21 protein-coding genes and 1 tRNA gene are annotated in these 22,027 nt (G+C 68.0%); 6 read left to right on the top strand and 16 right to left on the bottom strand.

The window, feature by feature from the left end; all coding sequences use genetic code 11:
• Positions 1-12 precede the first annotated feature (12 nt).
• From RTM68_RS01080 to RTM68_RS01060, 5 genes are read right to left on the bottom strand one after another with little or no spacing between them, the layout of a single operon-like run.
• A complete protein-coding gene (locus RTM68_RS01080; RefSeq protein ID WP_312167536.1) occupies positions 13-1,002 on the bottom strand; it encodes a WYL domain-containing protein in 990 nt (329 codons plus the stop codon).
• A complete protein-coding gene (locus RTM68_RS01075; protein WP_312167534.1) occupies positions 1,002-1,991 on the bottom strand; it encodes a WYL domain-containing protein in 990 nt (329 codons plus the stop codon). Before RTM68_RS01075 ends, RTM68_RS01080 begins: the two co-directional genes overlap by 1 nt.
• On the bottom strand, positions 1,991-2,902 hold the full coding sequence (locus RTM68_RS01070) for a hypothetical protein (RefSeq protein ID WP_312167533.1): 912 nt from the start codon (positions 2,900-2,902) through the stop codon (positions 1,991-1,993). The genes RTM68_RS01075 and RTM68_RS01070 overlap by 1 nt, the downstream gene beginning before the upstream one ends.
• A gap of 10 nt (positions 2,903-2,912) precedes the next feature.
• On the bottom strand, positions 2,913-3,977 hold the full coding sequence (locus RTM68_RS01065) for a tRNA (adenine-N1)-methyltransferase (protein ID WP_312167531.1): 1,065 nt from the start codon (positions 3,975-3,977) through the stop codon (positions 2,913-2,915).
• On the bottom strand, positions 3,974-4,657 hold the full coding sequence (locus RTM68_RS01060) for an HAD family phosphatase (RefSeq protein ID WP_312167530.1): 684 nt from the start codon (positions 4,655-4,657) through the stop codon (positions 3,974-3,976). Before RTM68_RS01060 ends, RTM68_RS01065 begins: the two co-directional genes overlap by 4 nt.
• A gap of 91 nt (positions 4,658-4,748) precedes the next feature.
• Between RTM68_RS01060 and RTM68_RS01055 the strand changes: the two genes are divergently transcribed.
• A complete protein-coding gene (locus RTM68_RS01055; protein WP_312167528.1) occupies positions 4,749-5,597 on the top strand; it encodes a PAC2 family protein in 849 nt (282 codons plus the stop codon).
• Between the two features lie 111 nt (positions 5,598-5,708).
• Here RTM68_RS01055 and RTM68_RS01050 read toward each other — a convergent pair whose 3' ends face one another.
• Positions 5,709-6,533: an undecaprenyl-diphosphate phosphatase gene (locus RTM68_RS01050; protein ID WP_194763856.1), complete on the bottom strand. Its 825-nt coding sequence runs from the start codon at positions 6,531-6,533 to the stop codon at positions 5,709-5,711.
• 46 nt (positions 6,534-6,579) lie between these two features.
• Complete coding sequence (locus RTM68_RS01045; protein WP_312167527.1) at positions 6,580-7,875, bottom strand: M20/M25/M40 family metallo-hydrolase; 1,296 nt, start codon at positions 7,873-7,875, stop codon at positions 6,580-6,582.
• Positions 7,876-7,988: 113 nt separating this feature from the next.
• Between RTM68_RS01045 and RTM68_RS01040 the strand changes: the two genes are divergently transcribed.
• A tRNA-Leu gene (locus RTM68_RS01040) sits at positions 7,989-8,071 on the top strand.
• A gap of 75 nt (positions 8,072-8,146) precedes the next feature.
• On the opposite strand, the gene RTM68_RS01035 is transcribed toward RTM68_RS01040, so the two are convergent.
• The gene (locus RTM68_RS01035; protein ID WP_194763854.1) at positions 8,147-9,247 is read right to left on the bottom strand and encodes a VIT1/CCC1 family protein; all 1,101 of its coding nucleotides are present in this window, start codon (positions 9,245-9,247) and stop codon (positions 8,147-8,149) included.
• Positions 9,248-9,393: 146 nt separating this feature from the next.
• Positions 9,394-11,136: a DEAD/DEAH box helicase gene (locus tag RTM68_RS01030; RefSeq protein ID WP_312167525.1), complete on the bottom strand. Its 1,743-nt coding sequence runs from the start codon at positions 11,134-11,136 to the stop codon at positions 9,394-9,396.
• Positions 11,137-11,282: 146 nt separating this feature from the next.
• Between RTM68_RS01030 and RTM68_RS01025 the strand changes: the two genes are divergently transcribed.
• Positions 11,283-12,110, top strand: a complete 828-nt coding sequence (locus tag RTM68_RS01025; protein WP_312167523.1) for an SGNH/GDSL hydrolase family protein — start codon at positions 11,283-11,285, stop codon at positions 12,108-12,110.
• Between the two features lie 33 nt (positions 12,111-12,143).
• On the opposite strand, the gene RTM68_RS01020 is transcribed toward RTM68_RS01025, so the two are convergent.
• Positions 12,144-12,947: an RNA methyltransferase gene (locus RTM68_RS01020; protein ID WP_312167522.1), complete on the bottom strand. Its 804-nt coding sequence runs from the start codon at positions 12,945-12,947 to the stop codon at positions 12,144-12,146.
• Positions 12,948-13,043: 96 nt separating this feature from the next.
• Here RTM68_RS01020 and RTM68_RS01015 point away from each other — a divergent pair, with 96 nt between their 5' ends.
• Together RTM68_RS01015 and RTM68_RS01010 are read left to right on the top strand one after the other, a co-directional pair.
• A complete protein-coding gene (locus RTM68_RS01015) occupies positions 13,044-13,883 on the top strand; it encodes a Sir2 family NAD-dependent protein deacetylase (RefSeq protein ID WP_312167520.1) in 840 nt (279 codons plus the stop codon).
• On the top strand, positions 13,880-14,467 hold the full coding sequence (locus RTM68_RS01010) for a histidine phosphatase family protein (RefSeq protein ID WP_312167518.1): 588 nt from the start codon (positions 13,880-13,882) through the stop codon (positions 14,465-14,467). Before RTM68_RS01015 ends, RTM68_RS01010 begins: the two co-directional genes overlap by 4 nt.
• A gap of 38 nt (positions 14,468-14,505) precedes the next feature.
• Here RTM68_RS01010 and RTM68_RS01005 read toward each other — a convergent pair whose 3' ends face one another.
• From RTM68_RS01005 to RTM68_RS00985, 5 genes are read right to left on the bottom strand one after another with little or no spacing between them, the layout of a single operon-like run.
• A complete protein-coding gene (locus tag RTM68_RS01005; protein WP_312167517.1) occupies positions 14,506-15,312 on the bottom strand; it encodes a CoA ester lyase in 807 nt (268 codons plus the stop codon).
• Positions 15,309-15,794, bottom strand: coding sequence for a MaoC family dehydratase (locus RTM68_RS01000; protein ID WP_312167516.1), 486 nt, complete (start codon positions 15,792-15,794; stop codon positions 15,309-15,311). The genes RTM68_RS01005 and RTM68_RS01000 overlap by 4 nt, the downstream gene beginning before the upstream one ends.
• Positions 15,795-15,803: 9 nt before the next feature.
• A complete protein-coding gene (locus RTM68_RS00995) occupies positions 15,804-16,955 on the bottom strand; it encodes an acyl-CoA dehydrogenase family protein (protein ID WP_312167514.1) in 1,152 nt (383 codons plus the stop codon).
• Positions 16,940-18,871 carry a biotin carboxylase N-terminal domain-containing protein gene (locus RTM68_RS00990; protein WP_312167512.1) on the bottom strand — a complete coding sequence of 644 codons (1,932 nt, stop codon included), beginning with the start codon at positions 18,869-18,871 and terminating at the stop codon, positions 16,940-16,942. The genes RTM68_RS00995 and RTM68_RS00990 overlap by 16 nt, the downstream gene beginning before the upstream one ends.
• A 7-nt stretch (positions 18,872-18,878) precedes the next feature.
• Positions 18,879-20,432: a carboxyl transferase domain-containing protein gene (locus tag RTM68_RS00985; RefSeq protein WP_312167510.1), complete on the bottom strand. Its 1,554-nt coding sequence runs from the start codon at positions 20,430-20,432 to the stop codon at positions 18,879-18,881.
• A gap of 111 nt (positions 20,433-20,543) precedes the next feature.
• On the opposite strand from RTM68_RS00985, the gene RTM68_RS00980 reads away from it, so the two are divergent.
• Positions 20,544-21,137, top strand: a complete 594-nt coding sequence (locus RTM68_RS00980) for a TetR/AcrR family transcriptional regulator (protein WP_312167508.1) — start codon at positions 20,544-20,546, stop codon at positions 21,135-21,137.
• Here the strand turns inward: RTM68_RS00980 and RTM68_RS00975 are convergent.
• On the bottom strand, positions 21,130-22,027 hold an 898-nt coding region (locus tag RTM68_RS00975), incomplete at its 5' end, for a dihydrolipoamide acetyltransferase family protein (protein ID WP_312167506.1). The genes RTM68_RS00980 and RTM68_RS00975 overlap by 8 nt on opposite strands.

Here is a 22,027-nt window from a genome sequence, read left to right as displayed (position 1 = left end):
GTTTTCTAGAGTCTAACCGGCGTCGCCGTGGTCCGGGTCACGGTAGAGGGCGAGTCCTGCCGCCGCCCACTCCCGGGCGGCAGTGCGGGCGACCGCGGGCTCGACCACGTCGAGAGCGCACCCGAATCGTCCGGCGAAGCGTTTGATCCCCCGAGGATCCGCAAGTCGCAGTCTCGCCGTGACGATGCCGTCCTCGATGACCATGTCATCCGAGCTGAGGAAGTCGCCGAGGAGCGGAGCGACTCGCTCGGGGAGCCGCACACGAACCTCGCCTTCCTCATCGATCGCGCTGAAGGCCTCCGGCACCTGATCGCCGGCGTGCGTGATCGGGATGTCGGTGAGGCGGGCGTCGCTCACGCGGTCGAGGTGGAAGGTGCGCATGGCCTCGCGCATGTGGCACCAGCCCTGCAGGTACCACTGCGCGTTGGTGATCAGGATCTGCACGGGGTCGACGGTGCGCGTGGTCGGCGCCGCATCTGGAGCCTGATACGCGAAAGCGACGGCGACGCCCTGCTGAACCGCCTGGGAGACCACCTGCCGCACCTCGTCGACCGCGCTCGGCGCGACCACGACCTCCGCGGGCGCATCCGCCGCACCTCGGGAGAGCTTCGAGATCAGGCCGCTGACGAGTCCCGAGTCCGAGACCGCGGGGACGGCCGCGACCATCTGGAGACCGGCCAGCAGAGCCGCTGCTTCGCGAGCGGTGAACCTCGGCACTCGCCGAAGCGCGACGTCATTCGTGATCTCGATGACGTCTTCCTGATCGAGGAGATCCCAGTTGATGTCGAACAGTTCCTGCGGCTGCTGCCAGAAACCGGCGTCACCGGGCAGCCCGATGACGGTGAGCTTCTCGACCATCTGACGCATCTCGTTCGGGGTCACCCCGAACTCCTCGGCGGCTTCAGCGAGCGACACCTGACCGAGTTCGAGCAGATACGGCACGAGCGTGAGGTAGACCCGAACACGATCCGAGGCCAACAGCGGCTTCGACTGAGCACTCATCAGGAATCCCCCTGATCAGAGTTCGCGGCGACGACGGCGGTGAGCCTGGCGATCACCGCGTCACGCAGCGCGGCAGGCTCGACGACGCGAACCTCAGGGCCGTAAGAGGCGAGCTCGTCGGCGAGGATGTGCAGGTCGACGAAAGGCACCTTTATGCCCTGCTTCGCGGGCGCGGCTCGGCGCCCGAGCCGCAGGGCCGCCTCGGTTCCCGGAGTGACCTCGAGCAGTGCGGCGTTCTGTGCAGCCACCTTCTCGAGGCCGGACAGAGCTCGCTCCCCCGCTCCCTCACGGAGTTCGGCAGCGAACGACGTCGCGGTCACGCGCACGTCACCGACGATACGACTGAGCAGGAACATGCGGTCGGCGTCGATGTCGACGTCCACGCCGTAGACATGCCAGCGTGCCTCGTAGTCGACGAGCGCGAGCGGACGGATGCTTCTCCGGCGCGGAGTCTGCTCCCCGGGCTTCAGGTAGTCGAAGACGACCACCCGGCACTTCTCGATCGCCTCTTGCAGCTGGGGAAATGCGGCATCCCGTGCGGTGATGCGCGGCGCGAAGCCGATGATGGGCTCGTCGCCGTCGATACCGAGGGCTCGGATCTTCCGGACGCCGGCCTTGGCGTCGCCCGACGCGGACTCTGCGCTCCATACGCTTCCGGCCAGCTGCAGCACAGCCAGTTCCGCCGGAGAGAAGACGATGTCGTCAGGTAGGTCGTATTCCGCCTGGGGAATACGGTAGCGAGCCTCTCGCAGGTCGTTCGGATCTGCGGGATCGCCGATGGTCTCGACGGGCACGCCGAGCGTGCGGAGCTCGTCCTTGTCACGCTCGAACATCTTCTCGAGTGCGTCCGACCTCGCGCCGGCATCCGCGCGCTGGCGGTATCCCGAGACGTTGTCGAGGATCTGCTGCTTGGTCAACCCGATCTCCGTGGCCATGAGCGCCACGACGAGATTCGTCAGGCGCTCCTCCGCGGGAATCCGGGTCGCCATCACTGCTCCGGAACGGGAACGGTCCCCAGGATGTCGACGACGATGGCGGTCGCAGAAGCACCCTCGGCCCCGGGGGCCACGACGAGCAACTGAGAGCCGACGGTCGCGCCGACGAGTTCCTTGGCTGCGATGCCGATGTTGGGCTCGGCACCCCAGGTGCTCGAGACGACGGTCTTGTCGTCCCACCCGACGGCCATGATGTTCGTCACGACGACCGAGTCCTTCTCGACCTTCGCTCCGTCTCCCTCGATCAGCGTCTGCGTGACCGTCGAGGTCGGAGCGGCGCTGTCGGGAATGATGATTCCGGGGGTTCCGTCGGGAGCGCGCACCACCGTCGGGAGACCGCGCGCGTCGTTGAACTGCGAGGCGCCTTCGGCCTTGGCGAGGTGCACGTCGAGGACATCGATGACTGCGACGACGTTCTCACCGTCGGCAAGCCCGAACGCCTCGACGTTGGTCTCGCCGAAGTCCTCGGGCGTCAGTACGGCGACGGTGCGCGTACCGCCGGTCGCGCACTCGAGCACCGACTCGAGCCCCGGCGACCGCTGGGCCCAGTAGGCGATGTTGTGCACGCGGCTGAGATCGCCGTTGTACTCCGACTCGTAGAGCTTGTCGCCGCTGTCGCCACCGTAGAACGTGATGTCGAGCACCAGGGGCTGGACCGAGGTCGTCAGCGTCTCGCCGTCGCCGACGACCGCATCGGAGAACGAGGTGGACGATGACTTCACCGGGGAGAACACCGTGACGTCGGGAGTCTCACCGAGGTCACCCTCGACCGTCACGGAGTCAGCGACGCTCGACGAACCAGAGCGATCGCAGGCCGCGCCGGCGAACGTCGGTGCCGCAGTGCACCCGGTCAGAGCGAGGACGGCGAGGCTGAGAGTGGCCAGAACGGCGGACGTTTTACGCACGCGCTCCAGTCTATTCCGTCGCGACGTCGGATTCGCGCGATGCCGCTGCGATGCGCGCGCCTTCCGCCGCCTTCGCCGCCTCGCGAGCGCGCTTGCGCAGATTCTTGTCGTTGATCACCCGATCGCCCACCGTGCCCGGTGTCCAGAGCTCGACGTCGTCGTCGCCGTAACTGCTCTTCGACGCCCGGCGCTTCACGGACGGCGCGATCGCGCCCGGAGCGAGCCGGCGTGCGGTCAACAGGAAGCCGGTGTGAGCGACCATGCGGTGATCGGGCCGCACGGCGAGCCCCTCGACGTGCCATCCGCGGACCATGGTCTCGGATGCGTCGGGGTCGGTGAAGAGTCCGGTACCCCGGATGTACTCGGCCACACGCGAGAGCTGAGTCGCCGTCGCGACGTAGCAGAGGACGACGCCACCCGGCGTGAGAGCCTCGGCCACCACGTCCATGCACTCCCAGGGAGCCAGCATGTCGAGCACCACCCGGTCGACGGAGCCCGACGGGAACTCCGAAGGCAGCGCCTCGGCGAGATCACCGACGACGACGTTCCAGGTGTCAGGCATCTCGCCGAAGAAGGTCTCGACGTTGCCGCGGGCGACCTCGGCGAAGTCGTCCCTGCGCTCGAAGGACACCAGACGACCGGCCGGGCCGATCGCTCGCAGGAGCGACAGCGACAGTGCTCCGGACCCCACGCCGGCCTCGACCACGACAGCCCCGGGGAAGATGTCCGCCTGCATCACGATCTGCGCGGCATCCTTCGGATAGACGATGGCCGCACCGCGGGGCATCGACATGGCGAAGTCCCGCAGCAGAGGCCGAAGTGCCAGGTAGTCGTGGCCCGAGCTGTTCGGCACGACGGAGCCGTCGGGCAGCCCGATGAGGTCGCGGTGACGGAGCACGCCCTGGTGAGTGTGCAGCTCGCCGTCTTCACGGAGGGTGACGGTGTGCAGACGGCCCTTCGGCCCCGTGAGCTGCACCCGATCCCCCGCTCGGAACGGGCCGCTCGGCCTCGACGCGCCGCTCTCGTTCGGAGCGTTCGGCGCGGTCTTCTCGGTCGGCGCGGTGGCGTCGGTCATCGGGTGGCTCCGGTCGTAGATGTCTGGCGGTCGAAGAGATCGATCAGGTCGGCCGCGGTTCGGCCTTCGAGGGTGGGCCAGAGCTCATGGGCCCCGACATGGTCGAGAGGAACGATGTGCGGCACGCCGAGCGCGACGGCGCCCGCCGCGAGTCCCGCGCGCAGCCCCGTCGGAGAGTCCTCGATCACCACGGCGTCCGCTATGTCGATCTCGAGCAGCGACGCGGCGTGCAGGTAGGGCTCGGGGTGCGGTTTCGGGTTCGTGACGTCGTCGCCGGCGACGACGATGTCGAAGGCCTCGAACTCCATGAGGTCGACGACCCCGAGGGCCATTCGGCGCAGTGACATCGTCACGAGCCCCGTCGGTATGCCGACTGTGCGGAGGTCCTGCAGCAGCTCCCGCGCGCCGGGGCGGAAGGGGATGCCCTGCGTCTTGAGCGCATTCTGCACCCCGTCGGTGAGCAGGGAGATGATCGCCTCGGCCTCCATGTCGACACCGGCGTTCTGCAGGATGATCGCACTGTCGATCAGACCGTTGCCGACGAGTTGCAGAGCATCCTCGTGCGTCCAGGTTCCCCCGAAGGATTCGACCAGCGAGGTCTCGGCGGCCATCCAGTACGGTTCCGTGTCGACGAGGGTTCCGTCCATGTCCCAGAGGATCGCGCGGGGCTGTCTGCTCACCGAACCATGTTACCCGTGGCTGCGCCCGCTCCCCGTCCGGGCGGGCTAGCCTGGAGGGATAGGGTTCCGGCGACCACGAAGGGAGACCCCGATGGATGTTCTCGGTTCACGCATCGTCATCGCCGCCTTCGATGGCTGGAACGATGCCGGGGAGGCGGCGAGCGGCGCGGTCGCAGCGCTGCGCGCGAACTCGGACTACGACCTCGTCCACTCGGTCGATCCGGAGCTGTACTTCGACTACCAGTACACGCGACCCGCGACGAAGATGGATGCCGAGGGGCGCCGTCAGCTCACCTGGCCCGAGGCCGGTCTCTGGCGTCCGCGCAATCCCGGACCGGGGCCCGAGTTCTGGGTGCTCACCGGCGTGGAGCCGGCGCGGACCTGGCAGTCGTTCGCCGCGGAGTTCATCGACGTCGCACTGCGCGACGACGTCACCGGCCTCGTCACGCTGGGCGCGATGCTCTCGGATGTGCCGCACACACGACCGATCTCGATCTTCGCCTCGAGTCAGAACGACCAGGTGCGCGAGGCTCATGGCCTCGAGCGATCGATGTACGAGGGGCCCGTGGGCATCCTCAGCGTCTTCGAGCATTTCGCCGAGAGTGCGGGGATCCCGACGGCGAGTCTCTGGGCGAGCGTGCCGCACTACGTGGCGTCCGCCACTCCCTCGCCGAAGGTCACATTGGCGCTCCTCGATCGCTTGGAGGAGCTGACCGGGGTCGCCGTCGCGAACAGCAATCTGCGTACCGAGGCCGCCGCCTGGGAGGCATCGATCGATGCCGCCGCGGCCGACGACGAGGACATGGCGGAGTACATCCGCCAGCTCGAGCAGACGAGGGACACGTGGGACTCCCCCGATGCATCCGGCGACGCGATCGCGCAGGCGTTCGAGCGCTACCTGCGCCGGCGCGGCGACGGCCCGAGCGACCACAAGCGCTGAGCCTGCGGTCTCGCGCCTCGTGTCTCGAGGCCGCCGCTCCGCTCTGAGACCCACCTCTCGCAGGTGGGTCTCACACGCCTGATGCCGGGTGCGGTCCGACGGTGCTCGGAGTCAGGCCGCGATCACGCCGGTGCCGAGAAGCACCAGCAGCACGGTGCCGAGCAGGATGCGGTAGATCACGAACGGCAGGAAGCTCCGCTTCGAGATGTAGTTCATGAAGAACGCGATCACGCCGAGTGCGACGACGAAGGCGATGCCCGTCGCGGCGAGCGTGTCGCCGAACGAGAAGAACGAGGGCTCGTCCCAGCTCTTGAACAGCTGGTAGAAGCCGCTGCCGAACACGGCCGGGATGGCGAGGAGGAAGGCGTAGCGCGCCGCGGCGGCACGCTCGTAGCCGAGGAAGAGGCCCATCGTGATGGTCCCGCCCGAGCGCGAGACGCCCGGGATCAGCGCGAGTGCCTGCGCGAATCCGTACGCGACGCCGTGCGGGTACGTGAGCTGGTCGAGCTTGCGGCGCTTGGCGCCGACGTGGTCGGCGATACCGAGCAGGATGCCGAAGACGATCAGCATGATCGCGACGATCCACAGAGACCGGAAGACGGTCTCGATCTGGTCCTGGAACAGCAGACCGAGAACGACGATCGGGATGCTGCCGATGATGATCATCCACCCCATGCGGGCATCCGGATCGGTGCGAGGAACTCTGCCCGTCAGCGAGCGGAACCACTGTGCGATGATCCGGACGATGTCGCGCCAGAAGAAGACCACGACGGCGGCCTCCGTGCCGATCTGCGTGATCGCCGTGAACGCCGCACCGGGGTCTTCGCCGGAGGGAAGGAACGTTCCGAGGATGCGCAGATGAGCGCTGGAGGAGATCGGGAGGAACTCGGTGAGTCCCTGGACGATCCCGAGGATGAGCGCTTCGAACAGGTGCATGGATGGGCCTTCTCGGTAGTGAGGCGGCGCAGGCGGAACCCGGGGCTCAGTACGTGCGCAGCAGATCGGCCAGCACCCGCTGGCCGAAGACAAGTGATTCTACGGGTACTCGCTCGTCGACTCCGTGGAACATGCCCGTGAAGTCCAGATCGGCGGGAAGGCGGAGCGGAGCGAACCCGTACCCGGTGATGTCCAGCGAGGCGAGAGCCTTGTTGTCGGTTCCCGCGCCCAACAGGTACGGGATCACGGGCACCCCGGGGTCGTGGCGGCCCAGACTCGCCACCATCGCCTCGACGAGGGCGCCCTCGAACGGCGTCTCCATGCCGATATCGCGCACCACGATCTCGATCTCGATCTCATCGCCGACGATCTGCTGCAGCTCCGCCAGTACGTCATCCTCCGTGCCGGGAATGACGCGTACGTCGATCAGAGCCTCCGCCCGCTCGGGGATCACGTTGTGCTTGTAGCCGGCCGTGAGGGCCGTGGGATTGGTGGTCGTGCGGAACGACGAACGCAGGAAAGCCTCTGCGGGGCCCGCAGTCGCGGCGAGAGCATCCGGATCATCGACGGACCGACCCGTGAGGTCGCTCAGGCCACGCAGCAGAGCCTCTGTGGTCGCGGTGAGGCGCAGGGGCCAGCGGGTGCGTCCGATCGCGGCCACAGCCTCGGCGAGGGTGGTGACGGCGTTGTCGTCGTGCAGACGGCTGCCGTGACCTGCCCGCCCCTTCGCGACGAGGCGGATCCAGATCAGGGCCTTCTCGCCCACCTGCAGCAGGTACGCGCGACGGTCGTCGACGGTGATCGAGTATCCACCCACCTCGCTGATCGCTTCTGTGGCACCGGCGAACCATTCCGGCCGGTTCTGCACGACGAGCGCCGAGCCCTCCACTCCCCCGTTCTCCTCGTCCGCGAAGAACGCCAGCACGAGGTCGCGCTCGGGCTGCTCGCCGGCACGCAGGATGTCGGCCACGGCTGTGAGGATCATCGCGTTCATGTTCTTCATGTCGACCGCGCCACGACCCCACAGCATCCCGTCGCGCACGTCACCTGCGAAGGGGTCGACCGTCCAGTCCTCCGCCATCGCCGGCACGACGTCGAGGTGTCCGTGCACGACCAGGGCGGACTTCCGGGGATCACGACCACGCACCCGCGCCATGACGTTCGTGCGGCGCTCGATCGGCTCGTAATACTCGACGTCCAAGCCGAGGCTCTGCAGGTACGCCCCCACATACTCGGCGGCCTCGCGTTCACCCTTGGCGTTGCCGCCACCGAAGTTCGAGGTGTCGAAGCGGATCAGGTCCTGCGCGATGCGCACCACTTCGGGAAGGGACGGTTCGGTCATGCTGACCAGGCTATCGAAACGCCGTGGCGCGCCCGGGAAACGCGCTCGGTTTCGGGGTGGGCTGAACCGCGTGCTAATGTAAATCTTCGTTCGGCAACGAACATCCAACACCTGCGCGGGTGGCGGAATGGTAGACGCGCTACGTTGAGGTCGTAGTGCCCGTAAGGGCGTGGGGGTTCAAGTCCCCCTCCGCGCACAGGCGAAAAGGCTCCGGAACCAATGGTTCCGGAGCCTTTCTTCGTTCCGCCCGCCCGAGGCGGGGCCGCGACTCCTAGACGGCCCCGACCCCGAACAGCAGTCCGAGACCGTAGGTGATCGCTGCCGCGCCGAAGCCGATCGCCAGCTGACGGAGCGCACGACGCAGAGGCGGCCCTCCCGACAGGATGCCGACCATCGCGCCGGTCGTGAGCAGCGCGACACCGACGAGCACGAGCGCGACGATGACCGCGGCGGTGCCCTCCAGTCCGAAGATCCACGGCAGGACGGGGATGATCGCGCCGGAGGCGAAGAGCAGGAAGCTCGAGAGCGCCGCCGTCCAATCGCTCCCGACGATCTCGTGGTCGGAGCCCGGATGCACGTTCACCGGCCCGGTCGCGGTCCGCTCCACGCCGGCACGAGCCGCCGCCACGATGCGACGGGCGCGTTCGAGGGCTTCGGCCTGTTCGATGCCTCGCGCGCGGTAGACGAGCGCGAGTTCGTTCTCGTCGATGTCGAGGTCGGCAGCCGACGCCGCCGCATCCTCATTCGCCTCCGTGGCTGCGAGCAGCTCGCGCTGCGAGCGGACGGAGACGAACTCCCCCGCCCCCATCGACAGTGCACCGGCGAGAAGGCCTGCGACACCGCTGAAGAGGACGAAGCCCGAGCTGACCCCGGTGGCCCCGATGCCGAGCACCAGCGCGAGGTTGCTGACGAGGCCGTCGTTGGCGCCGAACACCGCCGCGCGGAACGAGCCGGAGAGCCGTCGCCTGCCGCGTGCGGCGAGTCCCCTCACGACCTCGTAGTGCACCTTCTCATCAGCACGCATGGCGGGGGTCGCGTACTGTTCCGAGTCGTACGGCGACCGCGCCTCGGCGCTCTGCGCGAGGGCGAGCACGAAGATCGATCCGAAACGACCGGCCATCCAGCCGAGCAGACGTGAACGGATGCCCGCGCGGGGCAGACGCGCAGGCTCGGCACCGAGCAGATCGAGCCAGTGCTGCTCGTGGCGACGCTCGGCGTCGGCGAGGCTCAGCAGGATCTGCTGCTCCTCACCGGTGCGACGCTGAGCGAGTCGCTGATAGACGGTGCCTTCGGCGCGCTCCTCGACGAGGTAGCGCGCCCAACGGCGGCGGTCGGCGGCAGTCGGTTCCGCAGTGGCAGCGGGGGCTGTCATTCGATGCTCCTGGACTCTGGGCCCCGAGACACGGGGCGACCCTTAAACGCTAGCCGCGGTGGTCACGGCGGGCCGTGTCGAGACCAGGATTGCCAGGATTTCGGGCCTCCGAACAGCGGTGTCTCAGACGGCGGATCGTCCGCGTCTCAGGACCGTACGCGCTTGCGCAGCACCTCGATGCGGGCCTGCAGCTGCGTGACCGTGGCCTGCGCGACCGCCGGGCCTCCGCAGATGCGACGGAGCTCTGCATGGACAGCACCGTGCGGCTCGCCCCTCTGCCGCGCGTACAGGCCGACGAGGCTGTTGAGCAGCTGACGCTGCTCTTTGAGCGTCCGGTGCAGTGGGGCGGGGAGAGTCGTCGTCTCCGTAGGCGACGCCGTCGCCTCTCGCGCCTCGCGGAGCCGCGATTGCCGGGCCTGACGCTGCATGAGGAGTTCGTGGACATGCTCCGGCTCGAGGAGCCCGGGGAACCCGATGAACTCCTCCTCCTCCGGTGTTCCGGGCTCGGCGAGCTGACCGAATTCCTGCCCTTCGAACACGACACGATCGAAGTGCGCGACGGACGACAGAGCCTGGTAGCTGAACTCCTGAGTCAGCGCGTCGGACGCGTCATCCTCGCGGTTCGCGCTCTCGAGCAGCGAATCCTCGAGACCGTCGTCGTCTTTGGACTGCCTGTCGAGCGCGTGGTCGCGCTGCTTGTCCATCTCGTTCGCGAGCCCCATGAGCACGGGCACCTGCGGGAGGAACACACTCGCGGCTTCTCCGCGGCGGCGCGCCCGCACGAATCGTCCGATCGCCTGCGCGAAGAACAGCGGCGTCGACGACGACGTGGCATACACGCCGACCGCGAGCCGAGGGACATCGACGCCCTCGGACACCATCCTGACCGCGACCATCCACCGCGCATCGCCGGCACTGAACTTCTCGATGCGCTCGGAGGCTGTCGCGTCGTCCGACAGCACGACCGTGGGCTGCTGACCGGTGATGCTGTGCAGGATCTTCGCGTACGCGCGGGCGACGGTCTGGTCGGTCGCGAGCACGAGTCCACCTGCGTCGGGCACATGGTGCCGGATCTCACTGAGACGACGGTCAGCCGCGGAGAGCACCGCCGGCATCCACTCACCCTCGGGGTCGAGTGCCGTGCGCCAAGCCTGCGAGGTGACGTCCTTCGTGTTGTCCTGACCGAGGTGCGTCTCCAGTTCGTCACCCGTGCTCGTGCGCCACCGCATCTTGCCGGCGTACATGTGGAACAGAACCGGTCGCACGACGCCGTCGGCGAGAGCACGCCCGTAGCCGTAGTTGTAGTCCGTCCGCGAGATGCGCGCCCCCGATTCGTCGGGGTGGTACTCGACGAACGGGATCGGTGCGGTGTCGCTGCGGAACGGTGTGCCCGACAGCAGGAGGCGCCGCTTGGCCGGCCCGTAGGCGTCACGGATCGCGTCACCCCAGCTGAGCGCGTCGCCGCCATGATGCACCTCGTCGAGCACGACCAGCGTGCGGGCATCCTCGGTGAGGTGTCGATGCACCGAGGATTTCGCCGCGACCTGCGCATACGTGACGACCGCGCCGTGATAGTGGCGAGCCGGAGCCCAGTCGCTGTTCCGGAAGCGCGGGTCGAGTCGGATGTGCACGCGCGCTGCGGCATCGGCCCACTGAGTCTTGAGATGCTCGGTCGGCGCGACCACGATGATGCGGTTGACCTCGCCCATACGCATGAGTTCGACAGCCAGGGTCAGTGCGAAGGTCGTCTTTCCGGCGCCGGGTGTCGCAGCCACGAGGAAGTCACGTTGGTCGGCCTCGAAGTACTGCTCCAGTGCCTCCTGCTGCCACGCGCGCAGCTTGTTCGCGGTTCCCCACGGGGCGCGCTGAGGAAAGGACGGAGAAAGCATCGACTCCACGATAATCGCTGCCACGGACACTCGGGGCCCCGACGGCGCGGCGTGCTCGGCCTCGCCCTTCGACGCGCCGCACGAGTAGGCTCGTCCGGTGCGCCGCCACCACCGATGCGCCGCGCACGTTCGCGAAGGAGAGCTGGATGACCGACCAGGATTCGACCCGGACCCCGCATCTCGACAATGAGAGTCCGCACCCGTGGCGACGCTTCGTCGCGATCGGCGACTCGTTCACCGAGGGCATCGGAGACCCCGATCCCTCACACCCCGGGAGCCATCGGGGCTGGGCCGATCGGGTCGCCGAGGTCCTGTCGCAGCAGGTCGACGACTTCGCCTATGCCAACCTGGCGGTGCGTGGCAAGCTCATCGCGCAGATCGTGCACGACCAGATCGAACCGGCGGTCGCCCTGCACCCCGACCTCATCTCGATCTGCGCCGGCGGAAACGACGTGATCCGCCCCGGCACCGACCCGGATGCCATCGCCGTCCAACTCGAAGATGCTGTCGCACGCCTGTCGTCGACCGGTGCGGCGGTGCTGCTCTTCACGGGCATCGACACTGCGTTCACGCCTGTCTTCCGACCGTTCCGCGGCAAGGTGGCGATCTACAACGAGAACGTGCGAGCAATCGCAGATCGCCACGACTGCATCGTCGCCGATCAGTGGGCGCTGAAGACGGTTCAGGACATGCGGTTCTTCGACGACGACCGGTTGCACTACAACTCGCTCGGTCATCACGAGGTCGCGCGCATGGTGCTGCGCGCGCTCAACGTGCCGAACGACCTCGAGTCCATGCAGCCCGAGTCGCTCCCGATCCGCACATGGCGAGAGGCACGCTCCGAGGATCTCGGTTGGGCTCGCGAGCACCTCGTCCCCTGGGTCCTGCGCCGACTCCGCCATCAGTCCTCGGGCGACCACATCCTGGCCAAGCGGCCCGAACCCTCGCCCGTCGTGTTCCCCGACCTCGACTGACACCTCCACGGGCGGGGCAGTCCCCTCAGCGAGTCAGCGCGATCCGAGCGCCCACAGCGCCACAGCCGCCGCGGAAGCGACGTTGAGCGAGTCCACTCCCCCGGACATGGGGATCGTCACGACCGTGTCGGCGTTCTCGAGCGCCGTGCGAGAGAGCCCGTCGCCCTCCGATCCCATGACGACGGCGACGCGCTCGGGGCGGTTCGCGACATAGGCGTCGAGCGTCACGGCCTCGTCGCTGAGGGCCAGGGCCGCGATGTCGAAGTGGGCCGCGTGGAGGTCGGCGACCGCCGATTCCCAGTCCAGGATGCGGGTCCACGGCACCTGGAACACCGTTCCCATGCTCACGCGGACGCTGCGTCGGTAGAGGGGGTCCGCTCCCCCTGGCGATACGAGCACCGCGTCCGCCCCGAGGCCGGCGGCCGCGCGGAAGGCCGCACCGACATTCGTGTGATCGCCGACGTTCTCCAGGATCATCACGAGCGTCGCTCCGTCGATCACTTCGCGCACGCTCGGGAGCTCGGGGCGGTGCATCGATGCGATCGTGCCGCGGTGCACCGCGAAACCCGTGACCGCCTCGGCGACCTCGTCAGGGACCACGTACACCGGCACATCGAGATCACCCATGATCGCGTCGATGTCCTCGATGCGACGCTCCTGCACGAGGACGGAGCGCGGGCGATGCCCCGCAGCGACCGCGCGCGCGATCACCTTCGTCGATTCGGCGATGTACAGCCCGCCGGCCGGATCCTTCACCGTGCGGAGCGCCGTGTCGGTCAGCGCTCGATAGTCGTCGAGTCGTCGATCGTCCGGATTCGTCACGCGCAGCAGTTCCACGCGCCCCAGTCTGCCATCGCCCGCGTCGCTCACGCCGCGGGGCCCGGCCGGAGCGCGGGCCGCCCTGCACGCCGTAGACTCGCAGCGGGAGGTCTTGTGAGCGCATCGAGTCCGGTCGAGTCGTCGGCCGCCGTCGCTCGCGCTGCCGAACTCCTGCAGGGTCGCCGCATCGCCCTCCTCACCGGGGCCGGCATCTCCACCGACTCGGGCATTCCCGCGTACCGGGGCGAGGGCGCACGGACCCGTTCGGATCCCATGACGATCCAGCGCTACCTCGGTGACGACGCCTCACGGCGACGCTATTGGGTCGGCGGACATCTCGGCTGGCGTGCCTTCGCTCAGGCGACTCCCAATCGCGGACACATCGCGCTCGCAGAGATGGAGTCGTCCGGGCAGGTGACCGGCGTGATCACGCAGAACGTCGACGGCCTGCATCTGCGGGCAGGCAGCTCGCATGTGATCGAGGTCCATGGGACCATGCGCCGCGTACTCTGTCTGCGCTGCGGTCAGGTGTTCGATCGTCGCGACATCGCTGTGCAGATCGAAGAGCTGAACCCGTGGATCTCTGTTCCCGAGAACGTCGCGCTCAACCCCGACGGCGACGTCCGGCCCGAGAGCACCGCAGGTTTCGTGGTGCCCACCTGCACCGTGTGCGACGGGATGCTGAAGCCCGACGTCGTCTTCTTCGGCGAGTACGTCCCGCAGGACCGCTTCCGCGCGGCGGAGTCGTTGCTGCGTTCGAGCGACGCCCTCATCGTCGCCGGCTCCTCGCTCGTCGTGAACTCCGGGGTGCGCCTGGTCGAGCGTGCGCGACGTCGCAGCATCCCCCTCATCATCGTCAACCGCGAGCCGACGCGAGCGGATGTCTGGGCCGATGTCACCATCGCCGCGGGCACCAGCGACGTGCTCCCCGCGATCCAGGAGCTTCTCGAATGACCCTGCTCACCCTCGTACGACACGGACAGACCGACTGGAACCTCGACCGTCGCATCCAGGGATCGACCGACATCCCCCTGAACGCGACGGGTCGTGCAGACGCGATGTCCGCAGCCACGCACCTGGCCGCATCCGCGCATCACACGATCTACTCCAGTCCGCTGCTGCGGGCGCGCGAGACCGCGGAGATCATCTCGACGGAGCTGGGCCTCGGAGCACCGATCCTCGTTCCGGACCTCCGAGAGCGCGAGTTCGGCGAGGGCGAGGGCATGCTCGTCTCCGAGTACATGGAGGCCTACGGCGGATGGCACGCCTCCGTGCCGGGGGCGGAGACACTCGATGACGTCGCGGAGCGCGCTCTGCGTGCCCTCGACGCCATCGCGCGCGACTCTCGGCGTCGCTCGACTCCGGTCGCGGAGTCCGTGGTGGTCGTCGCGCACGGAGGGGTGATCCGGGCGCTGATCGATCATGTGTCTGGAGGCACACTCCCGCGAGTCGGCGACCAGATCGTGAACGGGTCCGCCCATCGGTTCGAGGCCGCTCCGGGGATGCTCCGCCTCCTCGACCAGACGGTCCTCATCTGACTCGGTCTCCGGCCGGACCTGATCGGATCGGAGCGGGGTCAGCGTTCCCGTGCGAGAACTGATCGGGCGTGACGGAGCACCGGCTCGTCGACCATCCGGCCCTCGAAACGGAAGACGCCGCGCTCCGTCTCCGCGGCGGCGATCACGGATCGTGCCCACTCCACGGTGGCGATATCGGGCGCATAGGCGTCCCTGATCACCGCGACCTGATTCGGATGGATGCAGGCGGTCGCCGCGAACCCCGAGGCGGCAGCGTCCTCGGCCTCCGCGGCGAGCCCATCGATGTCGTCGAGAGCGATGTGCACCGCGTCGATCGCGCGCTTGCCCTGCGCTCCGGCCTCGAGAAGAACGCGTGACCTCGCGTACCGTGCGACGTCGCGATATCCGCCGTCATGGCGCCGGCTGGACGTGCCCCCGAGAGAAGCGACGAGATCCTCCGCACCCCACATCAGCGCGGTGACTCGTGGATGAGCGGCGATCCGGTCCGCGGCGTGGATCCCGCGAGCGGTCTCGCACAGCGCTATCAGCGAGAATCGCTCGTCGAACGCATCGAGGCTGGCCGCACTCTCCGTCTTCGCGACCATCACGGTGCGGAAGTCCGTCTGAGAGAGAGTGGCGAGGTCCGACACGAAGGCCTCGGAATCCGGCGAGTTGACCCGGACGATCACTCGGTCCGGATCGATGTCCGTGTCGATGAGGTTCCCGCGTGCGCTCGCCTTCGCCGCCGGCAGCACGGCGTCCTCGAGATCGAGGATGACCGCATCCGCCTTCTCGAGCGCACCGCGGAAGCGCTCGGGGCGATCCGCGGGGCAGAACAGCAGGGCGGGTCCGAGATCGAATGTCATTGCGGTTCTCCGGGACGGCACAGCACGAGCACGGTGCGGGTGGCGGTCGCGACGACCGTCTCCTCCTGATTGCGTCCGGTGTGCGTGATGGTCACGATCCCCTGTCGTGGGCGAGAGGTCGAGAGTCGTCGCTCGACGATCGCACTCTCGGTGTACAGGGTGTCCCCCGCGAACAGCGGATGGGGGAACGTGACGTCGCCGAGGCCGAGCTGCGCGACGAGAGTTCCCTGAGTGAGCTGCGCGACGGAAGCGCCGACCATGGTCGAGAGCGTCCACATCGAGTTCATGACGCGGGTGCCGAACGGCTCCTGCGTGGCGGCGAAGGCCGCATCGAGGTGCAGCGCCTGTGTGTTCATCGTCAGTGTCGTGAACACGACATTGTCGGCCTCGGTCGCGGTACGTCCCGGCCGGTGCAGATAGCGGGCGTCCTCATCGAACTCCTCGAAATAGAGCCCGCGCTGCACGATCTCCCTTGCGGTCATGCTGCCACGCTACCCGGCGAGACCGAGTGCCCGCGCGATCACCAGAAGCTGCACCTCGGTCGTCCCTTCGCCGATCTCGAGGATCTTCGAGTCCCGATAGTGGCGTGCGACGGGGAACTCGTTCATGAACCCGTTTCCGCCGAAGATCTGCGTCGCGTCCCTCGCATTGTCCATGGCCGCTTCCCCGGACACGAGCTTGGCGATCGCCGCCTGCTCAGCGAAAGGAAGACCGCCGTCGCGCAGCCGAGCCGCGTGGTGCCAGGCGAGGCGCGCCGTGTGCACGCGCGCCCGCATACGGGCCAGGGTGAACTGCGCGTTCTGCCTGGTGCTCAGGGCGCTGCCGAAGATCGTCCGGGACTTCGCATAGTCGACTGCGGCCTCGAGGCATCCTTCCGCCGCACCGGTCGCGAGAGCCGCGATGGCGATGCGTCCCTCGTCCAGGATGCTCAGGAAGTTGCGGAAGCCGCTCCCCCGTTCACCGAGGAGGTTCCCCACCGGCACGCGTGCTCCATCGAAGCTCAGCGGATGCGTGTCGGACGCGTTCCACCCGACCTTGTCGTACGGCGGATCGACGGTGAACCCCGGTGTGCCGTTCGGCACGATGATCGTCGAGATCTCCTTGCGACCGTCGATCGATCCGGTGACGGCGGTGACCGTCACGAAGCGCGTGATGGGGGTGCCGGAGTTGGTGATGAACTGCTTCGAGCCGTCGATCACCCAGTCTTCGCCGTCCAGGCGGGCTGTGGTGCGCGTGGCGCCTGCGTCGCTGCCCGCCTCGGGTTCCGTCAGACCGAAACCCGCGAGGGCTCGTCCGCCGAGGAGGTCGGGCAGCAGCTCGCTCTTCTGCGCCTCCGTTCCGAAACGGAACACCGGCATCGCGCCGAGACTCACGCCCGCCTCGAGCGTGATGGCGATGGACTGGTCGACGCGACCGAGCGCTTCGATCGCGATCCCCAGCGCCATGTAGTCACCGCCCTGGCCGCCGTATTCCTCGGGGAACGGCAGACCGAACAGTCCGAGATCGCCCATCTGCGCGACGACATCCATCGAGAGCGTGTGCGTCCGGTCCGCCTCATAGGCCTGCGGGGCCACGACCGTGTCGGCGAACTCGCGGACCATCCCGGCGAGCTCGCGCTCCTCATCCGTCAGCTGGAACGCCATCGGTCCTCCTCCTCAGTCACGCGCGCGACCACCTGGTCGAGTCGCACCTGGTCGCCTTCGGCGACCAGCAATCTCACCGTCCCGTCGTGGGGGGCCACGACGGGATGCTCCATCTTCATCGCCTCGATGGAGACGATCGGCGTACCGGCGATCACCGATGCGCCGTCCACGACATGGACTGCGACGACGCTCCCCGGCATGGGTGCTCGGGCGTCGGGGCCGGATGCCGTGGTGCGAGCGTCCTGTGCCGCGAGGCGCCGCAGCATCCGCTGTCGCCGGTCGAGCGGCCGCAGACGCACGGTGCGTCCGTCTTCCGCGACCCACACGGCGCCGTCCGAGTCCGAGGCGACCGCGGTGACATGGTGCGACGCGATGGTCGAGGCGACGAACACCTCTTCGTCATCCGTCTCGAAGACATGATCGACCGCTCTGTCGTCGACGAGTCGTTGCCAGACTCGGCCTGCTTTTCTCCCCAGCTCGGAGTCGCGCGTTCGGTCAGTGACATGCGCGGCGGCTGCCGCGAGCATGGTCGGCGTGGGCGGTCGGCGCCGAATCGGTAGAAGCGACTCGATGAGTCCGGTGTCCAGATCTCCTGACACCACGCGTTCGTCCTGACAGAGCTGCCGAAGGAAATCGATGTTCGTATCGACGCCGAGCACGGTCGTGCGGCTCAGCGCCTCATCCAGCAGGCGGAGCGCAGCGGAGCGGTCGGCAGCATGTGCCACCACCTTCGCGATCATCGGATCGTAGAACCCCGTGACCTCCGAACCGGTCTCCACGGCCGCATCCACGCGCACTCCCCGCGGAGCGTCGAACAGAAGCACCTGGCCGGTCGACGGTATGAACCCGCGCTCGGGCGACTCGGCGTAGATGCGGGCTTCCACCGCATGCCCGTCCAGCCGCGGCGCGGGTGTCAGTGCCGCGCCGGCGGCGACGTCGATCTGCAGCGCGACCAGATCGATGCCGGTGACCGCCTCAGTGACGGGGTGCTCGACCTGGAGCCTCGTGTTCATCTCGATGAAGAAGATCTCGTCCTGCCGATCGGCATCGACGAGGAACTCGACCGTCCCGGCCCCGACGTAGTCGACGCTGCGCGCGGCAGTGACCGCGGCGTCGAGCAGGCGCGCTCGCGTCGCCTCCGGTATGCCCGCGGAGGGTGCCTCTTCGATCACCTTCTGGTGCCGCCGCTGCAGGGTGCATTCACGCTCTCCGAGGGCGATCACCGTGCCGTGCGCATCCCCGAACACCTGCACCTCGATGTGTCGCGGACGGCGGATGAGGCGCTCCAGGATCAGCGCATCGTCTCCGAAAGCGGCAGAAGCGACCCTTCGCGCCGAGGCGAGAGCCGACCTCAGTCCCGACGCATCGTCGACCACTTCCATGCCCTTGCCGCCGCCACCCGCGCTCGGCTTCACCAGCAGCGGGAACCCGGTGCGTTCGGCCTCTTCGCCGATCTCGGCGTCGGACAGTCCCCGCGCGTCGAAACCCGGCACGACCGGAACGCCGGACCGAGAGACATGGTCGCGAGCCCGGGCCTTGTCACCCATGATCTGCAGAGCACCGATCGACGGTCCGATGAAGGCGATGCCGCTCTCCGCACAGGCCTCGGCGAGTCCCACGCTCTCGGAGAGGAATCCGTAGCCCGGGTGGATCGCCTGCGCGCCGCTGGCGCGTGCAGCGCCGATCACCGCGTCGATGTCGAGGTACGACTCCGAAGCGGGTGCCGGGCCGAGACGCATCGCGACGTCGGCCTCGGTCACGTGCGGCGCCGTGGCATCGGCGTCGCTGAACACCGCGACGCTGCGGATACCGCGACCGCGGAGGGTCCGGACGATGCGCCGTGCGATCTCTCCGCGGTTGGCCACGAGGATGGTGTCGAATCCGCGCGGGGCCGCTGCGGTGATGATGCTCGTCATGTCCGTCTCACATCCTGAACAGGCCGAAGCTCGGCTCGGGCAGGGGGGTCCTGGCAGCAACATCGAGAGCGAGGCCCAGCAAATCGCGGGTGTCTTCGGGATCGATGATCCCGTCGTCCCAGAGCCGAGCAGTGGCGTAATACGGCTCACCCTGCGCGTCGTACTGGGCCCGGATCGGATCTTCGAACGCGCGGCGCTCTTCGGACTCCCATGTATCGCCCCGAGCCGCCAGCTGGTCTTCCTTGACCGTCGCGAGCACGGATGCCGCCTGCGCGCCACCCATCACGGAGATGCGACTCGCGGGCCATGTCCACAGGAAACGAGGCGAATAGGCACGACCGCACATCGAGTAGTTCCCGGCACCGAACGCCCCGCCGATGATGACGGTGAACTTCGGCACCCGCGTGCTCGCGACCGCCGTGACCATCTTCGCCCCGTCCTTCGCGATCCCGCCGGCCTCCGCTTCGGTGCCGACCATGAAACCACTGATGTTCTGCAGGAAGACCAGCGGGATGCCGCGCTGATCGCACAGTTCGATGAAATGCGCACCCTTGAGGGCGGACTCGCCGAACAGCACTCCGTTGTTCGCGACGATGCCGACAGGGTGTCCGTGCAGCCGAGCGAATGCCGTCACCAGCGTCGTTCCGTACTCCGCTTTGAACTCACGGAGCGAATCCCCATCGATCAGGCGTTCGATGACCTCGTGCACGTCGTACGACGCGTTGACGTCGACCGGAACCACGTCATACAGAGACCCCGCGGTCGACGGCGCCCGGGTATCGTGCACCTCCCACGCCGGTGCCGGTGGCTGCGGAAGCATGGCGACGATGTCGCGCAGGATCTCGAGTGCGTGCTCGTCGTCCTCGGCCAGGTGATCGACGACTCCGCTTCGTCGCGCGTGCAGCTCGCCGCCGCCCAGTTCTTCCGCAGAGACGACCTCGCCGATCGCCGCTTTCACGAGCGGCGGGCCGCCCAGGAAGATCGTCCCCTGACCGCGGACGATGACGGTCTCGTCGCTCATGGCCGGAACGTAGGCACCTCCTGCCGTGCAGGAGCCGAGAACCGCAGCGAGCTGCGGAATGCCCTGTGCCGACATGCGCGCCTGGTTGAAGAAGATGCGACCGAAATGCTCGCGATCCGGGAACACCTCATCCTGCCGAGGAAGAAAAGCCCCGCCGGAGTCGACGAGGTACAGGCAGGGAAGACGGTTGTCGAGCGCGATCTCCTGTGCACGCAGGTGCTTCTTCACTGTGAGCGGATAGTAGGTGCCGCCCTTCACGGTCGCGTCGTTGCAGACGACCATGACATGGCGTCCGTGCACGAGCCCGATTCCGGCGATGACGCCCGCGGCCGGCGCATCACCGTCATAGAGACCGTCGGCCGCGAGCGGAGCGACCTCGAGGAACGGACTGCCCTCGTCCAGCAGACGCGATACACGTTCACGGGGAAGGAGCTTTCCCCTCGCCAGGTGCCGCTGCCGAGACGCCTCGGGGCCTCCCCGGGCGGCCGCGGTACGTCGCTCTTTCAGCTCGGCGGCCAAGGACTGCTGGGTCGCAGGCATCGTGATGTCCTCCTCGACACACGTGCGCATTCGTCACACTCTGGTGCGACTCGTGCTTTTCCGGTTAGTGTGCACTAACCAGTCTCATCAGGTTAGCGAGGATTAACTGAGATGACAACCCCGATCACCGCCCGAGATCGGGCCAAGGCGGAACGGTCCGGTGCGATCCTGCGCGCCACCGCACACCTCTTCGCCGAGCGCGGCTACAACGGTGTCAGCCTGGAGGACATCGGGGCGGCGGTGGGCGTGTCCGGCCCTGCGGTCTACCGGCACTTCGCCGGGAAGCAGGCGCTGCTGGGTGCCGTGCTGGTCGAGGTCAGCCGCGACCTCGTCGACGGCGGATCCCGGGTGTCGGCGGCCGCGACGACGCCCGACGAGCGCATCAGCGCACTGATCGCCTTCCACGTCGACTTCGCTCTGCGCCACGCCGACGTCATCCGTGTCCACGACAGCGATGTCGCCCACCTCGCTCCCGCCGATCACAGTGAGGTCCGTCGCCTGCAGCGCGCGTACATCGAGCTCTGGATGGATGCGCTCGCCGCGGTGGTCGACGCCGGTGCCGACGAGCTACGGCTCCGCGTGCAGGCGTGCTTCGGTCTCATCAACTCGACGCCGCACAGCACGACGTCGGCTGCTCGCCGACATGCCGCCACCGCGACCGTGCTGGCCGCGATGGCGGAGTCGGCTCTCCGGGCCGTTATCTGAAGAGCAGGGCTCTGCCCGGTTCCTCGAGGATGTCGGCGACGTCTTTGAGGAATCGTGCTCCCTCTGCACCGTCGACGACCCGGTGGTCGAACGACAGACTGAGCGTCATCATCTGGCGCAGCGCGATCTCGCCGCGATAATCCCAGGGCTGACGACGCACGGCGCCGACGGCGAGGATTCCCGACTGCCCGGGCGGCAGGATCGGCGTGCCGGCGTCGACGCCGAACACCCCGATGTTCGAGATCGAGAATGTGCCACCTGCGAGTGCGGAAGGAGCGGTGCGCCCCTCTCGCGCCGTCTCGGCGAGATCCTGCACCGCATCGGCGAGTTCGACGAGCGTCAGACGCTCGGCATCCCGGATGTTGGGCACGAGCAGTCCGCGTTCGGTCGCTGCGGCGATGCCGAGATCGACGTAGCCGTGTCGCACGATCTCCCCCGCTGCGTCATCCCACCGCGAGTTCAGTTCCGGCGCTCGTCCGAGAGCCAGACACACGGCTTTGGCGACCACCGCGAGCGGCCCGATCCTGTGCCCGGCGAGGGATCGATCATCGCGGAACGACGCGACGAGGTCCATGGTGGACGTCACGTCGACCGTGTGGAACACCGTGACGTGTGGCGCGGTGAACGCACTCTCGACCATGGCGGCAGCGGTGTGCTTGCGCACGCCCCTGATGGGCACGCGTACCTCGCGGTCGCGCTCCCCTGGCGCCGGATCCGCTGGCGACCCCGACGCTCGGAGCTGGTCCGGACGAGCGCTCAGGAGCGTGGCGCCGGAGGTCCGCTCGACGTAGTCATCGACGTCGGAGCGCGTGATCAGCCTGTCGCCGACGGCTGCGGCCACGAGCACGAGATCGATGCCGAGGCGCTTCGCATACGCCCGAACCGGCGGC

It is taken from the genome of Microbacterium sp. (assembly GCF_031988965.1).
Taxonomy (GTDB): domain Bacteria; phylum Actinomycetota; class Actinomycetes; order Actinomycetales; family Microbacteriaceae; genus Microbacterium.
Note: the sequence above shows the minus strand (reverse complement) of the source record. Positions and strands in the feature narration are given on the sequence as shown.